This is a genomic window from Streptomyces sp. NPDC102406 (assembly GCF_044765725.1).
Classification (GTDB): domain Bacteria; phylum Actinomycetota; class Actinomycetes; order Streptomycetales; family Streptomycetaceae; genus Streptomyces.
Genome location: NZ_JBIWKP010000010.1, coordinates 212,060 through 237,671, shown reverse-complemented (window position 1 = coordinate 237,671; position 25,612 = coordinate 212,060). Strand labels below are relative to the sequence as shown.

Genomic DNA, 25,612 nt, shown 5'->3' with positions numbered 1-25,612 from the left:
ACCCGCTACGACAAACGCGCCCGCCACTACCAAGCCCTCGTCACCATCGCCTGCCTACAACTCTGGCTCCCCTGACATTGCGGACACGACCTAGGGGCCAACTGCCGCGTGCGCCCGCGCCCGGTACGAGCGGGCGCGGGCGCGCGGCGACACGGGGTCGGGTCAGGCTCGGCCGGCCTTGCGGCGGCGGGCGACGGTGAACAGCGCGGCGCCCGCGGCGAGGGCCACGGCCGCGGCGGCCGTGTACCAGCGGACGGCGCCGGCGCCGGTGGACGCCATGGGCCCGTTGCCGGTGCCGCCGGAGGTCGTGGTGGCGGAGCTGTCGCTGCTGGGGGAGGCCGGCGAGGCACCGGTGCTGGGGGAGGCCGTGGAGCCGCCCGACGTCGAGCCCTCGGTACCGCCTGCGGGGGGAGTGGAGCCGTCGCCCAGTTTGCCGTCGACGGTCACGGTGATGGGCGCGGAGTCATTCTTGGGGCGGTTGTCACCCACGTTGATGACCTTGGCGGTTCCCGGGGCGAGGGCCTTGGGCTTGTCGATGCGCAGTTCGAAGACGAACGGTGTCGTCTGGCCCGCGTTGAAGTAGAAGTCGTCGAGGTCCTGGTGGCAGGAGTAGCGCGTGGTGGGGCTGGTGGAGGGGGTCATCAGATTGCAGTCGTGCGGGACGTTCACCGCGCTCGTTCCCCGGGGGAGGGTCACCGAGAGGCCGCTGGTGGCGTCGTCCCCCGGCTCCTCACCCCAGTTCTTGAACGTGGCGGGTCCGCTGTTGCGCAGGCCCAGTTCGGCCTTGACGACCTGTCCGGGCTTGCCGTCGACGGTGGCTCCCACCGCTTCCGCGTCCCGGAAGGTGTCCGCGACGATCGAGCCGGACACCTCTCGGCTCATCGGCAGCGCGGGTCCCTGAGCACGTTTCGTCAGCTTCAGTTCGCGTCCGGTGCCCTGGTGCGGGTCGTGGAGGGAGCTGCCGGTGATGACCCTGTCGGTGATGGTCCCGTTCCAGTGTTCCGCCCAGGCCGTGGCGCCGACCTTGAGCGCGGACACGTCCAGGTCATAGGCGGCGCCGGGTTCGACGGTCCCCTTGATGTGGCACACCATGCCCGCGTCCTCGACGAGGTAGTCGCTGCCGTACTTGCAGTTGCTGAACTCCTCGGCGAACGTCAGGCCCTGGGTGAGATGGAGGTAGAAGTAGACGTCGTTCATGGTGCGGGTACTGAAGTTCCGGAAGCCCACCACCGGCTGGACCGTCGTACCGGGCTTGGGTTTGGGGGTGGGGCTGCCGTCGTCGGGGGCGTTGCGGTCGGAGTACAGGCCGAGGTCCGCCACGGCGGCCTTGAAGGTCTTCTCCCCGATCAGGGAGCCACCCGCCTCGGCGGACACCCGGACGTCACCCGTGAAGCCGGGCCGGGCACCGTCCAGCGCGGTCAGCTTGAGGGCTGCCGCGTAGAACTTGGCGCCCGGCGCGACCGGCTTGCCCTGGTTCAGCTCGTCCGGCCCGCAGACGATCACCAGGTCGCCCTTTTTGGTGCAGGACTGACTTTCCATGGTGATCTGGCCCTTGAGGGCCGTCGCGTCGATGGTCACCGTGGCGTTCTTCACGTCCTGGGTACCGGCGTTGCGTCCTTGGACGAGGAACGTCTCGGAGTAGTCGTGGAACGGTTCGGCGGTCACGATCCCGTCCTCGTGGTTGGGCGAGGAGAACTCCATGGAGGGACCGCCGTCGGCGGCCCGGCCGGGCGAAGCCGTGCCGAGCGCCAGCAGCCCTGCCGCGAGGGTGGCGCAGCCGGCGCGTATCGCGAAGCCGGGCAAAGTTCTTGGTACGGCGCTGGGCATGACGCTCCTCGGGCGGGTCGATGATCAGAGGTGTTCCGATCGGCGACTCAGACCGGTGAGACCGGATGAAGGTTGTATGAACGCGGAACCAACTGTCCGTGGTGAGGGCCACTGCGACCGGTTGGTCCGGCCCACCACCACAGGTGGGTCAGCCGAACTGGGCCGTGGTGAAGCGGAGTTCCGGTGGTGCGGCCAGCGGTTTCGGGGTGGGTGCGCCGCCGCGCTCGTCGCGGACGTGCCGCCGAACCGGCCGGACGCCACGTCCGAGGCCGCCGGGTACGCCGTGCCGGGGCGTGGCGGGGCCCTGGGGGCCGCCGAGGACGAGGGCGGAGCGGGCGGTGCCGGGTTGGTCACGTGGCGCGTCGTGTGCCGTGTCCGGGCAGTGAAGAGGGCGCCCCGTTCGCACGGGGCGCCCTCGACTACGTACGGCGGATGCCTACTTCACCGGTTCCGGCTCCGGTGCGTCGGCCGGCTCGGCCTCGCCCGCGGGGGGCGGGTCGGACGGCGTCTTCACCGAGTCGAGCAGCAACTGGGCCACGTCGACGACCTGGACGGACTCCTTGGCCTTGCCGTCGTTCTTCTTGCCGTTGACCGAGTCGGTCAGCATGACGAGGCAGAACGGGCAGGCGGTGGAGACGATGTCGGGGTTGAGGGACAGGGCCTCGTCGACGCGCTCGTTGTTGATGCGCTTGCCGATCCGCTCCTCCATCCACATCCGCGCGCCGCCCGCGCCGCAGCAGAAGCCGCGCTCCTTGTGGCGGTGCATCTCCTCGTTGCGCAGACCGGGGACCTTGCCGATGATCTCGCGCGGCGGGGAGTAGATCTTGTTGTGGCGGCCCAGGTAGCACGGGTCGTGGTACGTGATGAGGCCCTCGACGGGCGTCACCGGGACCAGCTTGCCCTCGTCCACCAGGTGCTGGAGCAACTGCGTGTGGTGGATGACCTCGTAGTCGCCGCCGAGCTGCGGGTACTCGTTGCCGATCGTGTTGAGGCAGTGCGGGCAGGTGGCGACGATCTTCTTCGCCGACTTGGGCTTGCGGGACTCGGCGGTCACTTTGCCGTCGTCGTCGAGCTCCTCGCCGAACGCCATGTTCAGGGCCATGACGTTCTCCTGGCCGAGCTGCTGGAACAGCGGCTCGTTGCCGAGGCGGCGGGCGGAGTCACCGGTGCACTTCTCGTCGCCGCCCATGATCGCGAACTTGACGCCCGCGATGTGGAGCAGTTCGGCGAAGGCCTTCGTCGTCTTCTTGGCGCGGTCCTCCAGGGCGCCCGCGCAGCCGACCCAGTACAGGTACTCGACCTCGGTGAGGTCCTCGATGTCCTTGCCGACGACCGGCACCTCGAAGTCGAGCTCCTTGAGCCACTCCAGGCGCTGCTTCTTCGCCAGGCCCCAGGGGTTGCCCTTCTTCTCCAGGTTCTTGAGCATCGTGCCCGCCTCGGACGGGAACGCGGACTCGATCATCACCTGGTAGCGGCGCATGTCGACGATGTGGTCGACGTGCTCGATGTCGACCGGGCACTGCTCGACACAGGCGCCGCAGGTGGTGCAGGACCACAGGACGTCCGGGTCGATGACGCCGTTCTCTTCGAGGGTGCCGATGAGCGGGCGCTCGGCCTCCGCGAGGGCGGCGGCGGGCACGTCCTTGAGCTGCTCCTCGGTCGCCTTCTCCTCGCCCTCCATGGACTTGCCGCCACCGGCGAGCAGGTACGGGGCCTTGGCGTGCGCGTGGTCGCGCAGCGACATGATGAGGAGCTTGGGGGAGAGCGGCTTGCCGGTGTTCCAGGCCGGGCACTGCGACTGGCAGCGGCCGCACTCGGTGCAGGTGGAGAAGTCGAGCAGGCCCTTCCAGGAGAAGTGCTCGACCTGGGAGACGCCGTAGACGTCGTCCTCGCCCGGGTCCTCGAAGTCGATCGGCTCGCCCTGCGAGGTCATCGGCAGCAGCGCGCCCAGCGACGTACCGCCGTCGGCCCTGCGCTTGAACCAGATGTTCGGGAAGGCGAGGAAGCGGTGCCAGGCCACGCCCATGTCGGTCTTGAGGGCGACCGTGATCATCCAGATGAAGGAGGTCGCGATCTTCAGCCCGGCGAAGAAGTAGGTGAGGTTCTGGAGGGTGGAGACGTCCATCCCCTCCAGCCAGTTGATCACCGGGTAGGAGACGAAGAACGAGGCCTCGTAGCCGTCCACGTGGTGCTGGGCGCCTTCGAGGGCGTGCAGCATGAAGATGCAGACACCGACGATGAGGATGACGGCCTCGACGAAGTAGGCCTGGCCGAAGTTGGAACCGGCGAAGCGGGACTTGCGGCCCGGCTTGCGCGGGTGCGTCAACTGGCGGATCACGATGAGCGCGAGGATGCCGAGCACCGTCATGGTGCCGATGAACTCGACGAAGACGTTGTACGGCGCCCATTCGCCGATGACCGGCAGCAGCCAGTCGGCCTGGAAGAGCTGGCCGATGGCGTTGACGATCGTCAGCAGCAGCGAGAAGAAGCCCACCGCCACGAACCAGTGCGCGACACCGACGACGCCCCAGCGGTTCATCCGGGTGTGGCCGAGGAATTCCTTCGCCACGGTGACGGTGCGCTGTACGGGCTCGTCGGTACGGGTGCCCGCGGGCACGTTCTGGCCGAGCCGCATGAAGTTGTAGATCTGTAGGAGGGCGCGGGCGAACAGGGCCACGCCGACCACGATCAGAACCAGCGACACGATGATCGCGGCGAGTTGCATTTGGGGGCTCCTCGGGCCTGCGAGGTGGTCTCTTCTTGAGGTACTGGACGTACCGGCGACGCACCAGCACTGATTACTAAGCGGTAACTTATGCAGTCCGTCTGAGACTACCCACTTACCCGATCGCAATGTAGTCGCCGGGGTCGTGATCTGCGTCGCTGAGGGGACCCTCGCCACAGCACATCGTGTTATTCACGCCATATGCGGATATAACGGATTAGTTTGTGCGAGCGTCGCGCGCAACGGAGTACGTCGCGCAAGGGAGTGCACGGATGACGGGTCTCGGTCGGATGCGGGAGCTGGTGCGGCAGATCGCCCACTGCGAGATCGACCTGGTGCTGGACTCCGGCGGCCAGGACGGCGCCTTCGGGCGGGCGTTGCGCCGCCGCGGCTACCGGGGGCGGATCGTCTCCTTCGAACCGTTCGGCGGAGCTCGCGCCGGGGTGCGCAGGGCCGCCGCCCGCGACCTGGACTGGCGCGTGCTGCCCTACGCGCTCGGGCACCGCGACCGCGCGTGGATGCGGCGCCTGGACGGGCTGTGGGAGGACGTCGTGGCGCCCGGGGAACGGGTGCTGCTCCAGGTCGAATCGGCGCCGGAACTGCCCCAGGTGCTCGCGGGCGCGGGGGAGTTCGGCGACGACCTGGCCCTCGTGCGGACCGGGGTCGCGCGTCCGGCGGTGTTCGCGTGAGGATCGCGCTGGTGCACGCGTTCGGGGGCGCGTCCGGGTCCGGCGGCGCGGACGACGCCGTCCTCGACCAGGCCGCCGCCCTCGGCCGGGCCGGTCACGAGGTCCGCCTCGTCGGCCGCGCCGCCACCCCGCACGGCCGCGGCCCCCTGCCCGAGCTGCGCGTCTTCGCACCGGACGTCGTCCACGTCCACCGCCTGTCCGCCGCCCTCGGCCGCTCCTGGGCCGCCGAGTGGACCCGCCCCCTGGTGGCGACCCTGCACGACCAACGCCCGCCGGGCGGTGACGGCGGCGACCGGTGGGCCGGGGTGCGCGGCGCCTGGCGCCGGGGGGCGCGGCTCGCCGCACTGCCGCTCGCCCGCGCCTCCCGGGGCGGCCTGCGGGAGGACCCGCTGCTGCGCCGCGCCGACCGTGTGATCGTCCTGTCCGAGCTGAGCCGGGAGACGTACGAGCGGGCCGGACTGCCGCCCGAACGGCTCGCGGTGGTGCCCCACTACGTGCCGCTCACCGACCGCGCCACGGTTGCCGCCGACGTGGGCCGCGCCGACACCTGGGTGTGCGTCGCGCGGCTCACCCCCGAGGAGCACGTCCTCGACCTGCTGCGCCGCTGGCCCGCCGGGCGGCGCCTGGACATCGTCGGCACGGGGCCCCTCGCTCACGCGTGCCGGGCGGCGGCCCCCGCGTCCGTACGGTTCCTCGGGGCTCTCGGACCCGCCGCGCTGCGCCGCGCGCTGCCCGGCCACCGCGGCCTCGTCCTGCCGGGCCGCTGGGTCGCGGGCGCGCTCCCCCCGGTCTACCCGGAAGCCCTCGCGGCGGGGCTGCCCGTGCTCGCCTTCGAGGGGTCGGCGGCGCCGCGCACCGTGCGGGCCGACGGCACCGGCACGATCGCCGCCTGGGACGCGCCGCTGGCCGCCGCGCTGGACGCGGCCGAGCGGATCTTCCCCACGCTGCGCGCGCACTGCCGCGGGGTCCACGCCAAGCGGTACGGGGAGGCGGCGTGGGTCGAGCGGGCCGAGGAGGTGTACGCCGCCGTCGTCCGGTCGGCGCACGACCGCGCGGGGGACAGGCCCGCCTGACGGCGCGCTACGGCGTGGCGCGTCCGGTGGTGAGGGCGCGCACGACGGTCACCGCACAGGGCGACACCATCAGCACCGGCGCCCGTACGCCGCCATGGCGCCGGCAGTACACCCACCACTGCCCCAGGGGCAGGTCGGGCCAGGGTGCCGGATCCCGTGGCCCTTCGCCGACGTGGTGCGGGGCGACGTAGGCGCGGATGCCCGCGTGCCGGGCCCGCAGGCCGTGGTCGTAGTCGCCCATGCCGTGCGGGAAGGCCTTGTCGATGTCGCCGACGCGTTCGCGTACGGCCCAGGGCAGCAGGACCACGTCACCGTCGTACGTGTCGCAGGGCTCGGGCCTGTCGCCGGGCTCCACGAGGTCGAGGGCGCGCCCTCGACGACGGCGGCCCGAACGGGTGGTGGCGGTGCCGTGCCGGACGGCGCCCACGACGACGGCCTCCTCGTCCAGACCGGCGGAGACCTCCAGGAGGCGGGCCAGCGCGTCCGGGGCCAGCAGGACGTCGTCGCCGAGCCACAGTTGGTGCGTGGGTTCGGGGATACCGGCCGCGCGGCTGTTGCGGCTGGCCAGCCGCATGCCCTCGCCCCAGCGCACGTCGGGCCCGACGACCGTGACCTGGACATCGGGGTGGGCGCGGCGCACGGCATGGGCGGTGCCGTCCGTGGAACCCGCGTCGACGAGATGCACCCGTACGCGCGTACCGGTCGGCAGGTCGCGCTGCGCGGCGAGGGCGTCGAGGGCGGCCAGTGTCGCGTCGCGGCAGTCGTGGGTGGTCATGAGGACGGCCACCACGGCTACCCGGACCAGTTCCACGAGGTCTCCTTACGTCACACGGCCTGTGGGGGTGCGTCAAAAGGCCAGGTCGGAGAGGGTTCCGGCAAGGGCTGCCCATAAGCGCAGGATAAAAGTTGAGTGGAGTCGGCTCATGTCTGTTGACGGGGAGGGGGGTGATGTTGCAGTCTTGAGTCAGTTCCACTCAAGTATTAGCTGGAGGAATCGAAATGGCACGTGCGGTCGGCATCGACCTGGGCACGACTAACTCCGTCGTCAGCGTTCTGGAAGGCGGCGAGCCCACCGTCATCACCAACGCCGAGGGCGCCAGGACCACGCCGTCCGTCGTCGCCTTCGCCAAGAACGGTGAGGTGCTCGTCGGCGAGGTCGCCAAGCGCCAGGCGGTCACGAACGTGGACCGGACCATCCGCTCCGTCAAGCGCCACATGGGCACTGACTGGAAGATCAACCTGGATGGCAAGGACTTCAACCCGCAGCAGATCTCGGCGTTCATCCTTCAGAAGCTGAAGCGCGACGCGGAGTCCTACCTCGGCGAGAAGGTCACGGACGCGGTCATCACCGTCCCGGCGTACTTCAACGACTCGGAGCGCCAGGCCACCAAGGAGGCCGGCGAGATCGCGGGCCTGAACGTCCTGCGCATCGTCAACGAGCCGACGGCCGCCGCCCTGGCGTACGGCCTCGACAAGGACGACCAGACGATCCTCGTCTTCGACCTCGGTGGCGGCACCTTCGACGTGTCGCTCCTGGAGATCGGCGACGGCGTCGTCGAGGTGAAGGCCACCAACGGTGACAACCACCTCGGTGGTGACGACTGGGACCAGCGCGTCGTCGACTACCTGGTCAAGCAGTTCAACAACGGCCACGGTGTGGACCTCGCCAAGGACAAGATGGCGCTCCAGCGTCTGCGCGAGGCCGCCGAGAAGGCGAAGATCGAGCTCTCGTCCTCGACCGAGACCACGATCAACCTGCCCTACATCACGGCCTCCGCCGAGGGCCCGCTGCACCTGGACGAGAAGCTCACGCGCGCCCAGTTCCAGCAGCTCACGTCCGACCTCCTGGAGCGCTGCAAGACGCCGTTCCACAACGTCATCAAGGACGCGGGCATCCAGCTCTCCGAGATCGACCACGTCGTTCTCGTCGGTGGCTCGACCCGTATGCCCGCCGTCGCCGAGCTCGTCAAGGAGCTGACCGGTGGCAACGAGGCCAACAAGGGCGTGAACCCGGACGAGGTCGTCGCCATCGGCGCCGCCCTCCAGGCCGGTGTCCTCAAGGGCGAGGTCAAGGACGTCCTGCTCCTCGACGTCACCCCGCTGTCCCTCGGCATCGAGACCAAGGGCGGCATCATGACCAAGCTCATCGAGCGCAACACCACGATCCCGACGAAGCGCTCCGAGATCTTCACGACGGCCGAGGACAACCAGCCGTCCGTGCAGATCCAGGTCTACCAGGGCGAGCGCGAGATCGCGGCGTACAACAAGAAGCTCGGAATGTTCGAGCTCACGGGCCTTCCCCCGGCCCCGCGCGGTGTCCCGCAGATCGAGGTCGCCTTCGACATCGACGCCAACGGCATCATGCACGTGACCGCGAAGGACCTCGGCACGGGCAAGGAGCAGAAGATGACCGTCACCGGTGGCTCCTCGCTGCCGAAGGACGAGGTCAACCGGATGCGCGAAGAGGCCGAGAAGTACGCGGAGGAGGACCACGCCCGCCGCGAGGCCGCCGAGTCGCGCAACCAGGGCGAGCAGCTCGTCTACCAGACGGAGAAGTTCCTCGCGGACAACGCGGAGAAGGTCCCCGGCGACGTGAAGACCGAGGTCGAGGAAGCCGTCTCCGAGCTGAAGGAAAAGCTCAAGGGCGAGGACACGGCCGAGATCCGCACCGCCACCGAGAAGGTCGCCGCCGTCTCGCAGAAGCTGGGCCAGGCCATGTACGCGGACGCGCAGGCCGCCGGTGCCGGTGCCGAGGGCGCCGCCCCGGGTGGCGAGGGTCCGAACATGTCGAAGGACGACGACGTCGTCGACGCCGAGATCGTGGACGACGAGAAGCCCGACGCGAAGGGTGGCGCTGCCTGATGACGGAGGAGACCCCGGGTCTCGGCGGCGAGAACGCCGAGCAGCCCGACGTCCCCTCCGGCGCCACCGCTGATGACGCCGCGCCGAAGGCCCCCGAGCCCTCCACCCAGGAGGGCGCGGCGGCCCCGGCCGGGGACGCGAGCAAGGAATCGACCCAGGACGTGGCCCTGACGGCACAACTGGACCAGGCGCGCAGCGCGCTCGCCGAGCGCACCGCGGACCTCCAGCGCCTTCAGGCCGAGTACCAGAACTACCGGCGCCGCGTGGAGCGGGACCGCGTCACGGTCAAGGAGATCGCCGTCGCGAACCTCCTGACCGAGCTGCTGCCCATCCTCGACGACGTCGGCCGGGCCCGTGAGCACGGCGAACTCGTCGGCGGCTTCAAGTCCGTCGCGGAGTCGCTGGAGACGGTCGCGGCCAAGCTGGGCCTCCAGCAGTTCGGCAAGGAGGGCGAGCCCTTCGACCCGACGGTCCACGAGGCCCTGATGCACAGTTACGCGCCGGACGTCACCGAGACGACCTGTGTGGCGATCCTCCAGCCGGGATACCGGATCGGGGAGCGCACCATCCGCCCCGCGCGCGTGGCCGTGGCCGAGCCGCAGCCAGGCGCGCAGACGGGCACGTCCGAGGCAGCCGACGCCCCGGAGGCGGAGGCAGAGAAGGAGAGCGGTGGCCCGGACGAGGGCTGACGTCATCCGAGTAGGTACTGATGTGAGTGAGGAGGGACGTCGAGGCCGATGAGTACCAAGGACTTCATCGAGAAGGACTACTACAAGGTCCTCGGCGTCCCCAAGGACGCCACCGACGCCGAGATCAAGAAGGCGTACCGCAAGCTCGCCCGGGAGAACCACCCGGACGCCAACAAGGGCAACGAGAAGGCGGAGGAGCGCTTCAAGGAGATCTCCGAGGCGAACGACGTCCTCGGGGACCCCAAGAAGCGCAAGGAGTACGACGAGGCGCGCGCCCTGTTCGGCAACGGCGGGTTCCGTCCGGGACCCGGCGGGGCCGGCGGCGGCACGTTCAACTTCGACCTGGGCGACCTCTTCGGGGGCGGCGCCCAGGGCCAGGGCGGCTCCGGCGGGTTCGGCGGCGGCATAGGTGATGTCTTCGGCGGCCTGTTCAACCGGGGCGGCGCGGGCGCGGGCACCCGTACCCAGCCGCGCCGCGGCCAGGACATCGAGTCCGAGGTGTCGCTGAGCTTCACCGAGGCCGTGGACGGCGCGACGGTCCCGTTGCGCATGTCGTCCCAGTCCCCCTGCAAGGCGTGCTCCGGCACCGGCGACAAGAACGGCACGCCGCGCGTGTGCCCGACCTGCGTCGGCACCGGGCAGGTCTCGCGGGGCGGCGGTGGCGGTTTCTCCCTCACCGACCCGTGCGTGGACTGCAAGGGGCGCGGTCTGATCGCGGAGACGCCCTGCGAGGTCTGCAAGGGCAGCGGCCGGGCCAAGTCCTCCCGCACCATGCAGGTCCGTATCCCCGCCGGGGTGTCGGACGGCCAGCGCATCAGGCTCCGCGGCAAGGGCGCTCCCGGCGAACGGGGCGGCCCGGCGGGCGACCTGTACGTGGTCGTCCACGTCGACACGCACCCCGTCTTCGGCCGCAAGGGCGACAACCTCACGGTGACCGTGCCCGTCACGTTCACCGAGGCGACGCTCGGCGGCGAGGTCAAGGTGCCCACCCTCGGCGGTCCCTCCGTCACCCTGAAGCTGCCCCCGGGCACGCCGAACGGGCGGACGATGCGGGCCCGCGGCAAGGGCGCGGTCCGCAAGGACGGCACGCGTGGGGACCTCCTGGTGACGGTCGAGGTGGCCGTCCCCAAGGAGCAGGACCTGTCCGACGATGCCCGCTCGGCCCTGGAGTCGTTCCGCAAGGCGACTGAGGACACCGACGTGCGGGCAGAACTGTTCCAGGCCGCGAAGGGAGCTTGAGAGAGATGGACGGACACCCCGGTCGGCGGCGTACCAACCCGTACGAACTCACCGAGGAAACCCCGGTGTACGTCATCTCGGTGGCGGCCCAGCTTTCCGGCCTGCACCCGCAGACGCTGCGCCAGTACGACCGCCTCGGTCTCGTCTCGCCCGGCCGCACAGCCGGGCGTGGTCGCCGCTACTCGGCCCGCGACATCGAACTGCTGCGCACCGTCCAGCAGTTGTCGCAGGACGAGGGCATCAACCTGGCCGGCATCAAGCGCATCATCGAGCTGGAGAACCAGGTGGCGGCACTCCAGTCCCGGGTGGCGGAGCTGTCCGCCGCCCTGGACGGAGCCGCCGCGACCATGCAGCAGCGCGAGGCGGCGGTCCACGCCTCGTACCGCCGCGACCTGGTCCCGTACCAGGAGGTCCAGCAGACGAGCGCGCTGGTGGTGTGGCGGCCGAAGCGGTCGCAGGAGCAGTAGCCGCTCCGCCCGGAACAGATGAAGGGGCCCGGGGTTCGTGAAGAACCCCGGGCCTCTTCGCGTGCGCCGGGCTGATCCGGGCATGGAGTGCCGGTGGCAGGGAAGTCGGGGATGGGAGAGCGAGGGGCGGCCCGGTGCGCATGGCGCGCCGGGCCGCAGTCCGCGGGCGGGGGGTCACCAGGACCCGCCGCCGCCTCCACCCGTGCCGCCACCGACCCCGTCGCCGCCAAAACTCCCGCCGCTCGAACCACTGTTGCCACTGGAACCGCTGGACGACGGGGCCCTTGCGGAGACCACCGCGGCGGTGACGAGTCCCACCGCGAGGGCCGGGCCGAGCCGGGACACAGCGGTCGCGCGGCGGGGCCCGCCCCTGGTGGCGGCCGGGGCCGTCGCGGCGGCGACCGTGCGCTCCCAGCGCTCCGCCACACCCAGCGCCACGGCCCACGCCGTCAGCGTCTCCAGCCGGTCGTCGTCCTCGGCCGCCCGCGGGGGCGCCTCGGCGAGCCAGTGCCGGAACGATTCCACCTGCGCCAGGAGGGCCGCGCCCCGAGCGCTGCGGCGCCGTAGCTCCCAGGCGCTCAGACACAGGGCCATCCCCACCCCCGTGAGCAGCCCGCCTCCGGTCGCGACCGGCCACCCCGCGCTGTTCATATGGCTGACGAGGACGCTGCCGGTGAGGGCGGCGACGAGACCCAGCAGCGTCGCGCCGAGCCCGGTCGGTATGGCCGCGTGCTGGCGCCGCTGAGCGGCCGGGTCCCAGAGGTCGCTGGTCCGCTGCCACGTGGCGAGCCGGAACCCGAGCGACTGCCAGGCCGACCGGAACAGCGGGTCGTACAGCCCGAGGACGAACTGGTCGCGGCCCGCGAACATGTCGTCGATCACGGCCGCGGTGTCCTCGTCGGGAACGCCCCCGAGGCCGGGAACGCGGCGCAGCACGGGGTGCTGGCCGCTGCCCGTGACGCTGATGTGTCCGCGGGCCGCCGCGGTGAGCAGCCACGCGACCTGGTGGCGCGCCTCGACGCGTTCGGTGAGCAGGATGCCGCCCTCGGCCGGGGTCAGCCCCTCAGGAGGCGTTCCCTCGGCCGGTCGTGCCAGGTCGGCGGGGTGCCGGTCACGACCGATCAGCCACACCACGCCCATGGTCGAGACCCCGCAGAGCAGCACGAGTCCGGCCAGGACCAGTCCCGTACGGAGGGGATCGGGCGAGGGGGCCGCGTCGGGCCGCGCGCCCGCGGGCGGGGCGGGCCGGACAGCCCGGACGAGGTCACTCACGGACCGGTTGTCGGTGGCCCCGTACAACGTGACGCCCTGCCCGGACGCGACCTTCCCGAAGGAGGCGACGAGATGCCCGGTGGAGGGCTGCTCCCACCGGCACGGCGAGACGGATCCGGTCCTGCCGCGCACACACCGGGACCCCAACCACCGGTACGAGCCCGCGACATGGACCGTCACGTCGTGCAGGTCGACCTTCCAGCCCGTGCCGACCGCGTCCCAGGCGAGCTTGCCCTTCCGCACGACGTCCGGCAGTGGATATGTGATCCGGTAGCGGTGCGGACCGGTGACCGTCCGGCCCGCGTCACCGATCCGGATGCTCCGCTCCGTCGTGTCCCCGTACGAGAGTTCGTACGGGACCGGCGCGCCGTCCATCGTGACGCGGACGTCCTCGTCGTCGACCTCATAGGTCAGGCCGGGAATGTCGCGGTAGATGCCGTGGCGGCTCTCCGGCGGGTGCCCGAAGTCGTAGTCGATCACCTCGGTGATCCGGGCACTGCCGTCCTTGGCGACCTGGGCGTTCACCCACATACTCGTGACCCGCTCGGTGTTCCCGGCGGCTCCCGCGAACCAGGTGAGAGCGCCGAGCACCAACGCGCTGATCACCAGCCCCACCAGCCCGCGAACCCTGCGCCGCCGGCTCCCTGAGCCCTGCTTGCCGCTCACGTCTCCCCCACTCTCCGTAGACGGACATGGCAGCACACTCTCCGGAGGGGGAGAAGGGGCGGGAGGGGCGAGTGCGGGTTCGCCGCCGGTCATGGCGCAGGATGGACGCCATGACCGAGATCCACACCCCGCGCCTCCTCCTGCGCCGCTGGTCGCCCGACGACCTCACGGCCCTCGCCGAGATCCAGGCCGACCCCGTCGTCATGCAGCACATCGGCGACGGCGCCCCGCGCTCCCTCGCCGAGAGCGCCGAGGACATCGAACGCTGGGAGGAGGAATGGGACGACGAGGGCTTCGGCCTCTTCGCCGTCGAACTGCTGGGCTCCGGCGAGCTGGCGGGAGCCGTCGGCCTGTACGTCCCCGACGCCCCGCCCCGCATCGCGGACCACATCGGCATCCAGTGGCGGCTCGCCCGCCAGTTCTGGGGCCAGGGTTACGCCTCGGAGGCCGCGCAGGCCACCCTGGAGTTCGCCCTCCAGGACCGCGGCATCGACCGCGTCGTAGCGGCCACGGCCCCCGGCGACACGTCCTCCGCGCAGGTCCTGGACAAGCTCGGGATGAGCTTCACGGGCGAGGACGCGGGTCTACGCCTGTACGCGATCGACCTCACGGAGTACGAGGGGTGAGCGCGCGTACGTGACGAACGCGGCCCAGGCGGTGCCGTTCGCGGTGACCTGGGGGCCGTGCGGGGGGTTCTTGGAGTCGCGGATGTGGGCGGTGCCGGGGGTGTGGGCGACTTCGACGCAGTCGGGATCGCTGCTGCCGCTGCTGTAGCTGCTCTTGAACCATGCCAGTTCGGGCGGCGGGTTCATAGGTTTTCCAGGAAGCGGGCCCAGGCGGGGTCGCCGACGGTGAACCGGGGTCCGGCCGGGTTCTTGGAGTCGCGGATGTGGGTGGTGCCGGGGGCGTGGGCGACTTCGACGCAGTCGGGCTCGTTGCTGTTGCTGCTGTAGCTGCTCTTGCGCCACGTCAGTTCGGACGAGCCCCCGGCGGAGGTCTTGCGGATCATGTTTCTCCCAGCATGTGCTCGATGAAGGCCAGCGACTCCCCCGGCGCAAGAGCCTGCGCTCGGATGATGCCACAGCGTAGTTCGATGACGCGGAGCTGCTTGAGGTCGGCGACAGGCCGGCTGCCGAACTCTCCCTCGGACCGCCCGATCGCCGTGCCGTCCTTGAACTTCAGCACCTGCATCTCTCCGCTCATCCCCGCGTGGTCGCTGCGGTCGGTCGGCATCACCTGAATCTCGACGCTCCGCAACTGGCCCAGTTCCAGAAGGTGTTCGAGCTGGCGACGCAGTACCATCCTGCCTCCGATGGGTCGCCGCAGGGTCACTTCTTCCTGCACGAAGCTGAGGGCGGGGGCGGGCTCCCGCTCGAAGATCGACCGCCGGGCCACCCGGGCGGCCACGAGTTGTTCAATGCGGTCTCGTTCGAGAGCTGGGCGCCTCATCGTGAACAGCCCGTGCGCATACTCCTGGGTCTGCAACAGCCCGTGCAGGTTGTGATTGCCGTAGGCGGTCAGCTCAACGGCCTGCGCTTCCATCCGCGCCAGATCCCGAACCTTCTTCGGATACCGAACCTCCGCCACATCCGGCTTCATCGCCTTGATGAACCCCCCGGCCCCCAGCACCTCGTCCGCCTTGTCGAGGAACTCCGGGCGCGGGATCCTCGTCCCGCTCTCGACCTTGTAGACGATCCCCTCCCCATACCCCATCGTGGCCGCCAGCTCCGGCACCCGTAGCCCCATCGCCTCGCGCCGCGCTCTCAACTGCCGCCCCACCAGCGCGATCACGGCCGCGCCCTGCTCGTCGCCGGGCTCGATCTCCCAGCCGTCACCGTCCGTCGCCGTCTCGGTCATCCCGCACCCCTTCGGTCCACCGGATCCCCGCCCACGTCCCGTCAGCGTCCGTACCCTCACGCCCCGCTGGACAGCCTGTACAGCGCTGGACAAACCCTGGACAGTCGCCGTACGTGACGGGCATGTCACTGGTGACAGTACGAGGCGATGGCCACGCTGAGTGATGTGAACCGAAAGATCGCCGAACTTCCCCGCCCCGCGACGCACTTCACGGTGCAGCTCTCCTCCACGCCGCGCGGCGCCCGCCTCGCGCGACTGCTCGCCGTCGAACAGCTCCGCACCTGGGGCCTGCCCCTCGACCTGGACGCGGCGGCGCACGTCATCGCCGAGCTGGCCACCAACGCCGTCACCCACGCCCGGCAGCCCGGCCGCGACTTCCGGCTCAGCGTCTACGTCACCGGGGGCGCCCTGCGCATCGAGGTGGCCGACGCGCGCGGTGATGTGCTCCCGGAGCCCCAAGTGGCGGCACTCGACGCGGAGTCGGGCCGGGGTCTCGTGCTCGTGGCCGCACTCACCGATCGCTGGGGCGTCGTCGCTGGTCCGACCCCGCGCAAGACGGTCTGGGCCGAACTCGATCTCGTTCGGCGACCGGTGACCGGAAACCCGTACGCCGGTGGCACGGGCGACAACACCAAAGGAACGTCCGAGAGGGAAAGAAACCTGACCAAGCCCCTCCCCACCTCCCGCGACGCCTCCCGCGACAGCGGTCGCGGCCCGGCCGACACGGTCGGGTGAACATCACCAACGCGGCTTGCGCCACGCCCGGTTGCGACCTCTACGCTCACCGCGACAGATCACCCCACACATACGTCGGCCCCCGGCCGGGACTAGCGATCCCGATCGAGGGCCTGACCACCGAGGAAGACGAAACCTTCCTGATGGATACCCAGAACCCTAGCGTGCCTTCGCGCGCCCGGTCCGGCGTTGCCACCAACAACCCCCCGGACGAGTACGGCATCGCTCACGAGAACGCCCGTCACCACACCCGGTTCACGGTCGTCGGCAACCACCTCGCCCAGCACCGCGAACTCTCCGGCCTCGCGATCGGCCTCGCCGTCCACATCCAGTCGCTCCCGGCAGGGGCCCGCGCCGACGTCAGGACGCTCGCCGCCCGCTTCCCGGAGGGCACGACCCGGATCGCCGCCGCCCTGCGCGAGCTGGAACACCACGGCTACCTGCGCCGCGAACGCCGCCGCACCCCCGATGGCCGCGTCCGCACCCGCACCGTCTCCTGCAACCAGCCGGGGGCCGCACCGGTCCGCACGGAACACGCACCCAAGCCGCCGAGGCCCAGGAAGCCGCGCCCCCTCACCGTCCCCCACCCGGAGAGCACCCCCGGCCCCGGACTGCTCCGGGCCGCCGTCGATCTCCTCGCCGGTCTCCACCGCACCGACGCCCGCCTGGCCCTCTCCACCCGCGACACCGAACGCCTCACGCCCGGTGTCGCCGCCTGGCTGGAACGGGACCTGAGCCCCGCCGCCGTACGCCACGCCCTCACCAGGGACCTGCCGGAGGACCGCCCGATCCACAGCCCGGCCGCCTTGCTCGCCCACCGACTCGTGGTCCGGCTCCCGCCGCTGAGCGCCGCGTTCAAGAGGTCCCGGGAGCCCGAAGCCGTGCGGCATCCCCTTCACAACTGCGACGGCTGCGACCGCGCCTACCGAGGCCCAGAACCGGGCCGCTGCCCCAACTGCTCACGCGACGAGCAGGGCCGAGAGGGAACGCGGCAGGACCCGGGGGCCGCGGCGCCCCTGACCCGTCCCACCGACCCCACCGACCCCACCGGCCCGGCCTTACCTCCCACGTAATCGACCCCCCACCCGCCGCCCGGCACTCTGAGGTCACCGGGACCCGGGCGGCGCACTCCGCTCGGGCTCCGGGTCTCACTACCTGCCGAGCGACCCTTCAGGAGGGCTGGAGCCATGACCGGAACCGAGACGTACGAGAGCGCCGTCGCCCGCTACTTCGAGGCGTGGAACGCGTCGAGCGCCGAGGAGCGGGGCAAGGCCGTCGCCGCCGCCTGGACCGAGGACGGCACCTACACCGACCCGCTGGCCGACGTCGCCGGGCACGACGGGGTCGCGGCGGTCATCGGCGCCGCGCGCGAGCAGTTCCCCGGGTTCTTTTTCCGGCCGCTCGGGGCGGTCGACGGGCACCACGGCATCGCCCGGTTCGGCTGGGAACTGGTGTCGGAGGCGGACGGCGGCGCGCCCGTCGCCGGGTTCGACGTGGTCCAGCTCGCCGACGACGGCCGGATCAGGGCCGTGCACGGCTTCCTCGACCGGGTGCCCGCCGGGTCCTGACGCCAAGGGTGTTACCACCGGGTACACATGTCCGGTATTCGCCGTATCTGGCTTCATGTGGGGAAGTAACGGATGCGGTTTCATTGCGGTGTCGCTTCATCTCTTGACGTGACTTGGGCGGCCGAGTTGGCTTCGAGCCACCTCGGCCGCATCGTCGCGGCCACGTCAGGGAGGTATCCGTAAATGAACACGCGAATGCGATGTGCCGCGCTGGCCGCCACCGCATCCGTCCTGGTGGTCTCGGTCTCGGCCTGCGGTGGTGTGCTGCCCGGCGGGGACAGCGAATCCAGCGCGCCCGTGCGCAAGGGCAACGATGTCAGGATCGGCCTGCTGCTGCCGGAGAAGGAGACCGCTCGCTACGAGAAGTTCGACTATCCGCACATCAAGAGACAGATAGCCGAACTGACCGACGGGCACGGCGTACTGGAGTACGCCAACGCCGGTCAGGACGCCGGGTTGCAGAACCGGCAGGTCGACCAGATGATCAGCAAGAAGGTGGACGCGTTGATCGTGGACGCCGTCGACGCGAAGCTGATCACCCCCGCCGTGCAGCGCGCGAAGGACGCGGGCATCCACGTCATCGCGTACGACCGTCTCGCCCAGGGCCCGGTGGACGCGTACGTCGGCTTCGACAACGGGCTGGTCGGCCAGACGCAGGGCAAGGAGCTCGTCCAGGCGCTCGGCGACAAGGCCTCCAAGAGCAGCAAGATCGTCATGATCAACGGTTCGCCGACCGACCCGAACGCGATCGACTTCAAGGAGAGCGCCCGCGCGGAGCTGGCGGACGCCGTCACCATCGCGAAGTCGTACGACACGGTCGCCTGGAAGCCGCAGAACGCCAAGGCCAACATGGAGCAGGCCATCGCGGCGATCGGCGCCTCCAACATCGCCGGCGTCTACTCGGCCAACGACGGCATGGCGGGCGGAGTGGTCGAGGCGCTCAAGGAGGCCGGGGTCACCAAGATGCCCCCGATCACCGGCCAGGACGCGGAACTCGCCGCGGTGCAGCGGATTCTGACGGGCAATCAGTACATGAGCGTCTACAAGCCGTACCCCGAGGAGGCGGCGACGGCCGCCGAGATGGCGGTACGGGTCGCGCAGGGCCGGACCATCGAGTTCGAGGCCCTTGCCATGGACAGGACCGACAGCCCGACGACGAAGCAGGTCCGCACGGCGAGCGTCAGCGTCGTCGCCCTGACCCGCGCCAACATCAAGCAGACCGTGGTCAAGGACGGGATCTTCACGGTGAAGGAGATCTGCACGGCGAAGTACGCGCAGGCGTGCGCGGAGGCGGGTCTGAAGTAGCCGCGTCGCGAAGTGGTCGCGTCCCGCACGGCGGGGGTGGGTCAGCGATCCTGGTCGAGGATGCCCGACTGGCCGATGAGGTAACCGAGTTGGGCGCGGCTCTCGCTGCCGAGTGTCGCGGCCAGCTTGGCGATGTGATGGCGGACCGTGCGGATGTTGACGCCGAGCCGGTCGGCGATGACGGCATCGGTGTGGCCCTCGATCAGCAGGGCCGCGATGGTGCGCTGGCGGCTCGACGGGTCGCCCTGCGGGGCGGATTCCGGTGCCGTGACGGGGAACATCGGGTCCGCGAGACGCCAGAGGCGTTCGAAGGTGGTCACCAGGTAGCTGATCAGCGCCGGATGACGGATCTCCAGGGCGACGGTGCGGTCGGGGTTGGCGGGGATGAAGGCGACGGTGCGGTCGAGGAGGACGAGCCGTTCGGTGACCTCGTCCAGGGTGCGCACCTGCACGTCACCTTCGAGTTGCTCGAAATGGGCGCGCACGGCGGGTGAGTGCCGGGTGCTGTGCTGGTAGAGCGTGCGCATCCGGCAGCCACGGGAGAGCAGTTGCTGTTCGCGGGGGAGAACGTCAGCGAGCTGGTCCGGTGGGCGGAATCCGCCGGGCTGGATGGTGAGCAGTTCCTGGGACGAGGCCAGCATCGCGTCCGCTATCGCCGCGTTGATGCGGCGGAATCCCATGATCACGTTGAGCATCGGCGCGTTGGGCACGGCCGCGCGCTCGGCGTCGAGGTTCATCAGGGGGGCGAAGGCCCGCGCCAGTTGTGCCTCACGGTGGCGCTGCCGGGCGATCTCGTCCTCGATGCTGTTCAGCAGGGCGGGCAGGGCCACGGCGGGCGCGACCGGCTGCATCCACTCGGCGTCCGCGGGGTCGGGCGTGAGCAGTCCGTGTTCGAGCAGGCAGGGCGCGTCCGCGGCGTCTTCCCTTCGCACTCTTCCCCAGTGCAAAGCGTGGGCGTAGAGGTGGGAACCAGCGTCGCAGAACTCTTCGGCCCCGTGTCTGTGTGCCCCGCCCGTCACTTGGTGCTCTCTCTGGTCGGCAGTGCGGTCTCCTGGTCCAGGATCCCCGATCTGGCGATGAGATAGCCGAGTTGGGCGCGGCTGCCGCTGCCCAGCGAGGCCGCGATCTTCGCGATGTGGGCGCGGCAGGTGCGGACGTTCATCCCGAGCCGGCGGGCGATGGCCTCGTCCACGTGGCCCTCGATGAGCAGCTTGGCTATGGAGCGCTGGACGCCGGTGATGCCGTCGGTCGACGGGGGGTAGGGCGGGTCCTCCAGGAGGGGGGTCGCGCGCCGCCACAGGTCCTCGAACACCTTGGTGAGGTACTCGACGAGGCCGGGGTGGCGCAGTTCCAGGGCGATCTGGCGCTCCTCGCCGACGGGGATGAGCGCCGCGCTCCGGTCGAAGATCATCAGGCGGTCGATGAGTTCTTCGAGGGTGCGGATCTCCACGTTCTCCCGGTGGATGCGGGCGGCGTAGGCGAGCGTTCCCTGGCTGTGGCGGACGGTGTGCTGGTAGATGGTGCGCATGGCGACGCCCCGGTCCAGGACCGTCTGGCCGCGTTTCAGCGCCACGTTGAGCGTGTTCTCGCTGCGGCCACCACCGGGCTGCACCGTGAGGACCTCGAACCGGCACTCCGCGGTGAGGCGCTCTATTGCGGAGTTGATGCGGGTGTCACCCTCAAGGACGGTGATGGCGTGGGTGGTCGGTTCCGCTCGCGCGGTGATGGCCATGAAGGGCTCGAACAGATCGGTGAGCCGGACGGCGGCCTTCCGGCGCTCCTGGATCTCCCGCTCCAGCGGCAGGAGCCACTGCGCGAGCGCCGCGGAGGGGGGAACCGGGCGCAGCCAGCTCGCGTCGTCCGGATCCGGGTGCAGCAGTGCGGCTTCGAGGAGGCAAGGTGTGTTCTCTGCCTTCGTCCGCGCGAGACGGCCCTCGGTCAACGCGTCGGCGTAGAGACGCGCTCCTTGTTCACAGAGCGGAGCTGTGGGGTGAGGATGTGTCGGTTTGGTGCTTGTTGAGAACAATCTCCACCCCCCAGGGTCCTGTACGTGCAGGAACATGATGCATCGACTCTGTGGCTTTGACGTGCCGGATTGAGACATCGTCTTGTTGCAGCCGGGGGAGAGGAACTTACCAAGTGAGGACGAAGCCGACTATGTTGAAGCGCATGCTTCGCTCGGTGGTGATCGCCGCCTTTTCCGCCGGGCTGGCCGTCAGTGCGGTGAGCGCACTCGATCTCGGATGGAACAGCGCCGGTGCGGCGGAGCCCGTCTCTGTCGCCGCGGCCCCGCCGGACCTTGGCTGGAACGCGGCACCGACGGGTGCGGGCAAATGATCACCCCGCCCGATGACAGATCCCTCCGCCGCGAGATGGCGATCGCCTACCGTTCCGGTTGGCACACGATCGACCTCGTGACGGCCGTCCCGAACCCGGGTGACTCGCTCATGGTCACCCTGTTCGGGGAGCCGATCATCGTGGTGCGGGACGACGACGACGACATCCGGGCCTACCGGTGTCTGCGTCGCCCCCGAGGCGCCCCGCAACCGGTGAGGACCGTCGTCCGATACGGAATGATCTTCGTCAACCTCGACCAGCGTGACCACCAGTTGGTCGGTGACGCGGAGCCCGAGGCCCCGCAGCACACCAGTACCACCACTGCCACCCCCCGCAGTGCCTGACGCGATTCCCCCGTCGCAGTAGATCGCTCAGGTGCTTCCCCCCGCAGCGGCGTCACCGTGGACCTGAACACGGTGGCGCCGCTGCAGTTTTGTGCCCGGGGCCCGTGTACGGCGGCCGTTGCGGGCTACTCGGCTACGCGTCGTGCACGCCGTTGCCCGTGGCCCGGTCCACCGCGATCTCGATGACCACCCGGTCCGGGTTGGGCCGCGGCGCGCGCGTGTACCGCTCGGCGTAACGGCGCTCCGCGTCCGCGATCAGGGCCGGGTCCGTGCGGACGGTGGCCGTGCCTTCCAGGGTCGACCAGCGCCGGCCGTCGACCTGGCAGACCGCGACCCGGGCCGGGGACGCGGAGGGCGCCGCCAGGATGTGGGCGATCTTCCGGCTGGCCTTGTTCGTGATCACCCGCGCCACTCGCTCCTCCGCGTCGTAGGTGACGCCGACCGGGACGACGTGCGGGGTGCCGTCCGGGCGCAGGGTCGTCAGGGTGCACAGGTGCCGTTCCCGCCAGAAGCTGAGGAAGGAGGTACCGGGCGCGTCCAGGTCGATCTTCTTGGCCATGGCTGGAATCTATCCACAATCCGTCCCTGAGTGGACTCTGAGCGGGCCCTGAGTGAACCTACGCAGACCTTGAGCGGAATAGACTCAACTTTGTGTACGCTGAATAGGTCAGAGTTGCCTGTGACGTGGAGGAGAAGGAGACGAGTGACGTGGACGCCGAGCTGACGAACCGGAGCCGCGACGCGATCAACGCGGCCACCAGCCGGGCCGTGTCCGGGGGGCACCCGGATCTCACCCCGGCGCATCTGCTCCTCGCCCTCCTGGAGGGCCGGGAGAACGAGAACATCACGGACCTGCTGGCGGCGGTCGACGCCGATCAGGCGCAGGTCAGGGCCGGTGCCGAGCGCGTCGTCGGCGCGCTGCCCAGCGTCACAGGATCGACGGTCGCGCCGCCGCAGCCCAACCGCGACCTGCTGGCCGTCGTCGCCGACGCCGCCGAGCGGGCCAAGGAGCTGGGCGACGAGTTCCTCTCCACCGAGCACCTGCTGATCGGCATTGCCGCCAAGGGTGGCGCCGCGGGTGACGTACTGACCGAGAACGGGGCCGGCGCGAAGAAGCTGGCCGAGGCATTCATGAAGAGCAGGGGAGGGCGCCGGGTGACCACACCCGACCCCGAGGGCTCGTACAAGGCCCTGGAGAAGTTCGGTACCGATTTCACCGCCGCCGCCCGCGAGGGACGGCTCGACCCCGTCATCGGCCGTGACCAGGAGATCCGCCGGGTCGTCCAGGTGCTGTCGAGGCGCACGAAGAACAACCCCGTACTCATCGGCGAGCCCGGCGTCGGCAAGACCGCCGTCGTGGAAGGACTCGCCCAGCGCATCGTCAAGGGCGACGTGCCCGAGTCGCTGAAGAACAAGCGGCTCGTCTCGCTCGACCTCGGCGCGATGGTCGCGGGCGCCAAGTACCGCGGCGAGTTCGAGGAGCGGCTCAAGACCGTCCTCTCCGAGATCAAGGAGAGCGACGGCCAGGTCATCACGTTCATCGACGAGCTGCACACCGTCGTGGGCGCCGGCGCGGGCGGCGACTCCGCCATGGACGCCGGGAACATGCTGAAGCCCATGCTCGCCCGCGGTGAACTGCGCATGGTCGGCGCCACGACCCTCGACGAGTACCGCGAGCGGATCGAGAAGGACCCCGCCCTGGAGCGCCGCTTCCAGCAGGTCCTGGTCGCCGAGCCGAGTGTCGAGGACTCCATCGCCATCCTGCGCGGCCTCAAGGGGCGCTACGAGGCGCACCACAAGGTGCAGATCGCGGACTCGGCGCTCGTCGCCGCCGCCACGCTCTCCGACCGCTACATCACCTCCCGCTTCCTGCCCGACAAGGCCATCGACCTCGTCGACGAGGCCGCGTCCCGGCTGCGTATGGAGATCGACTCCTCGCCCGTCGAGATCGACGAGCTCCAGCGCGCCGTCGACCGGCTGAAGATGGAGGAGCTGGCCATCGGCAAGGAGACCGATCCGGCCAGCAGGCAGCGCTTGGAGAAGCTGCGGCGCGACCTCGCCGACAAGGAGGAGGAGCTGCGCGGCCTCACCGCCCGCTGGGAGAAGGAGAAGCAGTCCCTCAACCGCGTCGGTGAGCTGAAGGAGAAGCTCGACGAGCTGCGCGGCCAGGCCGAGCGCGCCCAGCGCGACGGCGACTTCGACACCGCGAGCAAGCTCCTCTACGGAGAGATCCCCTCCCTGGAGCGGGACCTGGAGGCCGCCTCCGAGGCCGAGGAGGAGGTCGCCACGGACACGATGGTCAAGGAGGAGGTCGGCCCCGACGACATCGCCGACGTCGTCGCCTCCTGGACCGGCATCCCCGCCGGACGCCTCCTCGAAGGCGAGACGCAGAAGCTGCTCCGCATGGAGGAAGAACTCGGCAAGCGCCTCATCGGCCAGACAGAGGCGGTACAGGCGGTGTCGGACGCCGTCCGCCGCACCCGCGCCGGGATCGCCGACCCCGACCGCCCCACCGGCTCCTTCCTCTTCCTCGGCCCGACCGGCGTCGGCAAGACCGAGCTGGCCAAGGCGCTCGCCGACTTCCTCTTCGACGACGAGCGGGCCATGATCCGCATCGACATGAGCGAGTACGGCGAGAAGCACAGCGTCGCCCGCCTCGTCGGAGCCCCGCCCGGCTACGTCGGCTACGAGGAGGGCGGCCAGCTCACCGAGGCGGTGCGCCGCAGGCCGTACTCGGTCGTCCTCCTGGACGAGGTGGAGAAGGCCCACCCCGAGGTCTTCGACATCCTGCTCCAGGTCCTCGACGACGGCCGCCTCACCGACGGCCAGGGCCGCACGGTGGACTTCCGCAACACGATCCTGGTCCTCACCTCGAACCTGGGCTCCCAGTACCTGGTGGACCCGCTCTCCTCGGCCGAGGAGAAGAAGCAGCAGGTCCTCGAAGTCGTACGGGCCTCCTTCAAGCCGGAGTTCCTGAACCGGCTCGACGACCTCGTCGTCTTCTCCGCCCTGGACAAGGACGAGCTGCGGCGCATCGCCGGACTCCAGCTCGGCCGCCTGGCCAAGCGCCTCGCCGACCGCCGCCTCACGCTCGACGTCAGCGACGCCGCGCTCACCTGGCTCGCCGACGAGGGCAACGACCCGGCCTACGGCGCGCGCCCGCTGCGCCGCCTCGTCCAGACCGCGATCGGCGACCGCCTCGCCAAGGAGATCCTCTCGGGCGAGGTCAAGGACGGGGACACGGTCCGGGTGGACACGTTCGGCGAGGGCCTGATCGTGGGACCCGCCACCGACTGACCCCGGCGAGCCGTCGGGGGTCCGCCCACAGCGGACACCCCGATCGGTTCGCGGCGGGGGTTGCGGCACCCCTCCCGCCATGGGGGAGGATGTCGGAATCCGTACGAAGGGACCACGCACGTGAGCATCGACCCGTCCTCGATTCCCAATTTCGGGGGACAGCCCGAACCGCAGCAGGGAGCGGGACCGGCAGGCCCCGTCATCCCCGACCAGGACCTGGTGAAGCAGCTCCTGGAACAGATGGAGCTCAAGTACGTCCTCGACGACGAGGGTGACCTCGCGGCGCCGTGGGAAGAGTTCCGTACGTACTTCATGTTCCGCGGCGAGGGGGACCAGCAGGTCTTCTCGGTGCGGACGTTCTACGACCGCCCCCACGGCATCGAGATCAAGCCGCAGCTCCTGGAGTCCATCGACGACTGGAACCGGCGCACCCTGTGGCCGAAGGTCTACAGCCACACCCATGACGACGGCACGGTCCGCCTCATCGGCGAGGCCCAAATGCTGATCGGCACCGGAGTCTCCCTGGAGCACTTCGTGTCGTCGACGGTGAGCTGGGTGCGCGCCGCGATCGAGTTCGACCGCTGGCTCGTGGAGCAGCTCGGTCTGGAGGCCGAGGTCGACTCGGCCGAGGAGAAGCCCGAGGGCGACTCGGAGTGAGCT

25 protein-coding genes are annotated in these 25,612 nt (G+C 70.3%); 15 read left to right on the top strand and 10 right to left on the bottom strand.

The genetic code is table 11. The features are described from left to right. Positions 1 to 162: 162 nt before the first annotated feature. Complete coding sequence (locus ACIRF8_RS31330; protein ID WP_404220272.1) at positions 163 to 1,827, bottom strand: hypothetical protein; 1,665 nt, start codon at positions 1,825 to 1,827, stop codon at positions 163 to 165. A 436-nt stretch (positions 1,828 to 2,263) separates the two neighbouring features. Then, positions 2,264 to 4,552 carry a (Fe-S)-binding protein gene (locus ACIRF8_RS31325; protein WP_404220270.1) on the bottom strand — a complete coding sequence of 763 codons (2,289 nt, stop codon included), beginning with the start codon at positions 4,550 to 4,552 and terminating at the stop codon, positions 2,264 to 2,266. Positions 4,553 to 4,824: 272 nt separating this feature from the next. Between ACIRF8_RS31325 and ACIRF8_RS31320 the strand changes: the two genes are divergently transcribed. After that, complete coding sequence (locus ACIRF8_RS31320) at positions 4,825 to 5,241, top strand: hypothetical protein (RefSeq protein WP_404220268.1); 417 nt, start codon at positions 4,825 to 4,827, stop codon at positions 5,239 to 5,241. Continuing rightward, a complete protein-coding gene (locus ACIRF8_RS31315) occupies positions 5,238 to 6,314 on the top strand; it encodes a glycosyltransferase (protein ID WP_404220266.1) in 1,077 nt (358 codons plus the stop codon). Before ACIRF8_RS31320 ends, ACIRF8_RS31315 begins: the two co-directional genes overlap by 4 nt. Before the next feature lie 7 nt (positions 6,315 to 6,321). Here ACIRF8_RS31315 and ACIRF8_RS31310 read toward each other — a convergent pair whose 3' ends face one another. Further along, a complete protein-coding gene (locus tag ACIRF8_RS31310) occupies positions 6,322 to 7,089 on the bottom strand; it encodes a glycosyltransferase family 2 protein (RefSeq protein WP_404220299.1) in 768 nt (255 codons plus the stop codon). 224 nt (positions 7,090 to 7,313) lie between these two features. On the opposite strand from ACIRF8_RS31310, the gene dnaK reads away from it, so the two are divergent. From dnaK to ACIRF8_RS31290, 4 genes are read left to right on the top strand one after another with little or no spacing between them, the layout of a single operon-like run. Further along, positions 7,314 to 9,176 (top strand): molecular chaperone DnaK, encoded by a 1,863-nt coding sequence (gene dnaK, locus ACIRF8_RS31305; RefSeq protein ID WP_404220264.1) that lies wholly within the window; start codon positions 7,314 to 7,316, stop codon positions 9,174 to 9,176. Continuing rightward, positions 9,176 to 9,865, top strand: coding sequence for a nucleotide exchange factor GrpE (gene grpE / locus ACIRF8_RS31300; protein WP_404220262.1), 690 nt, complete (start codon positions 9,176 to 9,178; stop codon positions 9,863 to 9,865). Before dnaK ends, grpE begins: the two co-directional genes overlap by 1 nt. A gap of 48 nt (positions 9,866 to 9,913) precedes the next feature. Further along, complete coding sequence (dnaJ, locus tag ACIRF8_RS31295) at positions 9,914 to 11,104, top strand: molecular chaperone DnaJ (protein ID WP_404220260.1); 1,191 nt, start codon at positions 9,914 to 9,916, stop codon at positions 11,102 to 11,104. A 5-nt stretch (positions 11,105 to 11,109) separates the two neighbouring features. Continuing rightward, complete coding sequence (locus ACIRF8_RS31290) at positions 11,110 to 11,571, top strand: heat shock protein transcriptional repressor HspR (protein WP_404220258.1); 462 nt, start codon at positions 11,110 to 11,112, stop codon at positions 11,569 to 11,571. Positions 11,572 to 11,745: 174 nt separating this feature from the next. Here the strand turns inward: ACIRF8_RS31290 and ACIRF8_RS31285 are convergent, their stop codons facing one another. Then, entirely contained in the window at positions 11,746 to 13,509 is a 1,764-nt protein-coding gene (locus tag ACIRF8_RS31285) for a DUF2207 domain-containing protein (RefSeq protein WP_404220256.1), read from the bottom strand. 110 nt (positions 13,510 to 13,619) lie between these two features. On the opposite strand from ACIRF8_RS31285, the gene ACIRF8_RS31280 reads away from it, so the two are divergent. Next, entirely contained in the window at positions 13,620 to 14,135 is a 516-nt protein-coding gene (locus ACIRF8_RS31280; protein WP_404220254.1) for a GNAT family N-acetyltransferase, read from the top strand. Here the strand turns inward: ACIRF8_RS31280 and ACIRF8_RS31275 are convergent. Genes ACIRF8_RS31275 through ACIRF8_RS31265 form a run of 3 tightly spaced genes read right to left on the bottom strand, consistent with a single transcriptional unit; the run spans position 14,094 to position 15,366 of the window. Next, entirely contained in the window at positions 14,094 to 14,321 is a 228-nt protein-coding gene (locus ACIRF8_RS31275) for a DUF397 domain-containing protein (protein WP_404220252.1), read from the bottom strand. The genes ACIRF8_RS31280 and ACIRF8_RS31275 overlap by 42 nt on opposite strands. Continuing rightward, positions 14,318 to 14,518, bottom strand: a complete 201-nt coding sequence (locus ACIRF8_RS31270) for a DUF397 domain-containing protein (protein WP_404220250.1) — start codon at positions 14,516 to 14,518, stop codon at positions 14,318 to 14,320. The genes ACIRF8_RS31275 and ACIRF8_RS31270 overlap by 4 nt, the downstream gene beginning before the upstream one ends. Beyond that, a complete protein-coding gene (locus ACIRF8_RS31265) occupies positions 14,515 to 15,366 on the bottom strand; it encodes a helix-turn-helix domain-containing protein (protein ID WP_404220248.1) in 852 nt (283 codons plus the stop codon). The genes ACIRF8_RS31270 and ACIRF8_RS31265 overlap by 4 nt, the downstream gene beginning before the upstream one ends. Positions 15,367 to 15,531: 165 nt before the next feature. On the opposite strand from ACIRF8_RS31265, the gene ACIRF8_RS31260 reads away from it, so the two are divergent. The 4 genes from ACIRF8_RS31260 (at position 15,532) to ACIRF8_RS31245 (ending at position 18,974) form a co-directional block, all read left to right on the top strand. Next, positions 15,532 to 16,101: an ATP-binding protein gene (locus ACIRF8_RS31260; RefSeq protein WP_404220246.1), complete on the top strand. Its 570-nt coding sequence runs from the start codon at positions 15,532 to 15,534 to the stop codon at positions 16,099 to 16,101. Positions 16,102 to 16,244: 143 nt separating this feature from the next. After that, positions 16,245 to 17,174: a helix-turn-helix domain-containing protein gene (locus ACIRF8_RS31255; RefSeq protein ID WP_404220244.1), complete on the top strand. Its 930-nt coding sequence runs from the start codon at positions 16,245 to 16,247 to the stop codon at positions 17,172 to 17,174. 114 nt (positions 17,175 to 17,288) lie between these two features. After that, positions 17,289 to 17,669 carry a nuclear transport factor 2 family protein gene (locus tag ACIRF8_RS31250; RefSeq protein WP_404220242.1) on the top strand — a complete coding sequence of 127 codons (381 nt, stop codon included), beginning with the start codon at positions 17,289 to 17,291 and terminating at the stop codon, positions 17,667 to 17,669. A 183-nt stretch (positions 17,670 to 17,852) separates the two neighbouring features. Further along, positions 17,853 to 18,974: a sugar ABC transporter substrate-binding protein gene (locus ACIRF8_RS31245; RefSeq protein WP_404220240.1), complete on the top strand. Its 1,122-nt coding sequence runs from the start codon at positions 17,853 to 17,855 to the stop codon at positions 18,972 to 18,974. A 41-nt stretch (positions 18,975 to 19,015) separates the two neighbouring features. Here ACIRF8_RS31245 and ACIRF8_RS31240 read toward each other — a convergent pair whose 3' ends face one another. Then, entirely contained in the window at positions 19,016 to 19,993 is a 978-nt protein-coding gene (locus ACIRF8_RS31240; protein WP_404220238.1) for a LuxR C-terminal-related transcriptional regulator, read from the bottom strand. Further along, positions 19,990 to 21,036, bottom strand: a complete 1,047-nt coding sequence (locus ACIRF8_RS31235; RefSeq protein WP_404220236.1) for a helix-turn-helix transcriptional regulator — start codon at positions 21,034 to 21,036, stop codon at positions 19,990 to 19,992. The genes ACIRF8_RS31240 and ACIRF8_RS31235 overlap by 4 nt, the downstream gene beginning before the upstream one ends. A 107-nt stretch (positions 21,037 to 21,143) precedes the next feature. Between ACIRF8_RS31235 and ACIRF8_RS31230 the strand changes: the two genes are divergently transcribed. After that, the gene (locus ACIRF8_RS31230; protein ID WP_404220234.1) at positions 21,144 to 21,311 is read left to right on the top strand and encodes a hypothetical protein; all 168 of its coding nucleotides are present in this window, start codon (positions 21,144 to 21,146) and stop codon (positions 21,309 to 21,311) included. Further along, the gene (locus ACIRF8_RS31225) at positions 21,308 to 21,655 is read left to right on the top strand and encodes a hypothetical protein (RefSeq protein WP_404220232.1); all 348 of its coding nucleotides are present in this window, start codon (positions 21,308 to 21,310) and stop codon (positions 21,653 to 21,655) included. The genes ACIRF8_RS31230 and ACIRF8_RS31225 overlap by 4 nt, the downstream gene beginning before the upstream one ends. Positions 21,656 to 21,788: 133 nt before the next feature. Here the strand turns inward: ACIRF8_RS31225 and ACIRF8_RS31220 are convergent, their stop codons facing one another. Further along, positions 21,789 to 22,214: a pyridoxamine 5'-phosphate oxidase family protein gene (locus tag ACIRF8_RS31220; protein WP_404220230.1), complete on the bottom strand. Its 426-nt coding sequence runs from the start codon at positions 22,212 to 22,214 to the stop codon at positions 21,789 to 21,791. Positions 22,215 to 22,363: 149 nt separating this feature from the next. On the opposite strand from ACIRF8_RS31220, the gene clpB reads away from it, so the two are divergent. Together clpB and ACIRF8_RS31210 are read left to right on the top strand one after the other, a co-directional pair. After that, entirely contained in the window at positions 22,364 to 24,952 is a 2,589-nt protein-coding gene (gene clpB / locus ACIRF8_RS31215) for an ATP-dependent chaperone ClpB (RefSeq protein WP_404220228.1), read from the top strand. A gap of 120 nt (positions 24,953 to 25,072) precedes the next feature. Then, on the top strand, positions 25,073 to 25,609 hold the full coding sequence (locus ACIRF8_RS31210; RefSeq protein WP_404220226.1) for a YbjN domain-containing protein: 537 nt from the start codon (positions 25,073 to 25,075) through the stop codon (positions 25,607 to 25,609). Positions 25,610 to 25,612: the final 3 nt, after the last annotated feature.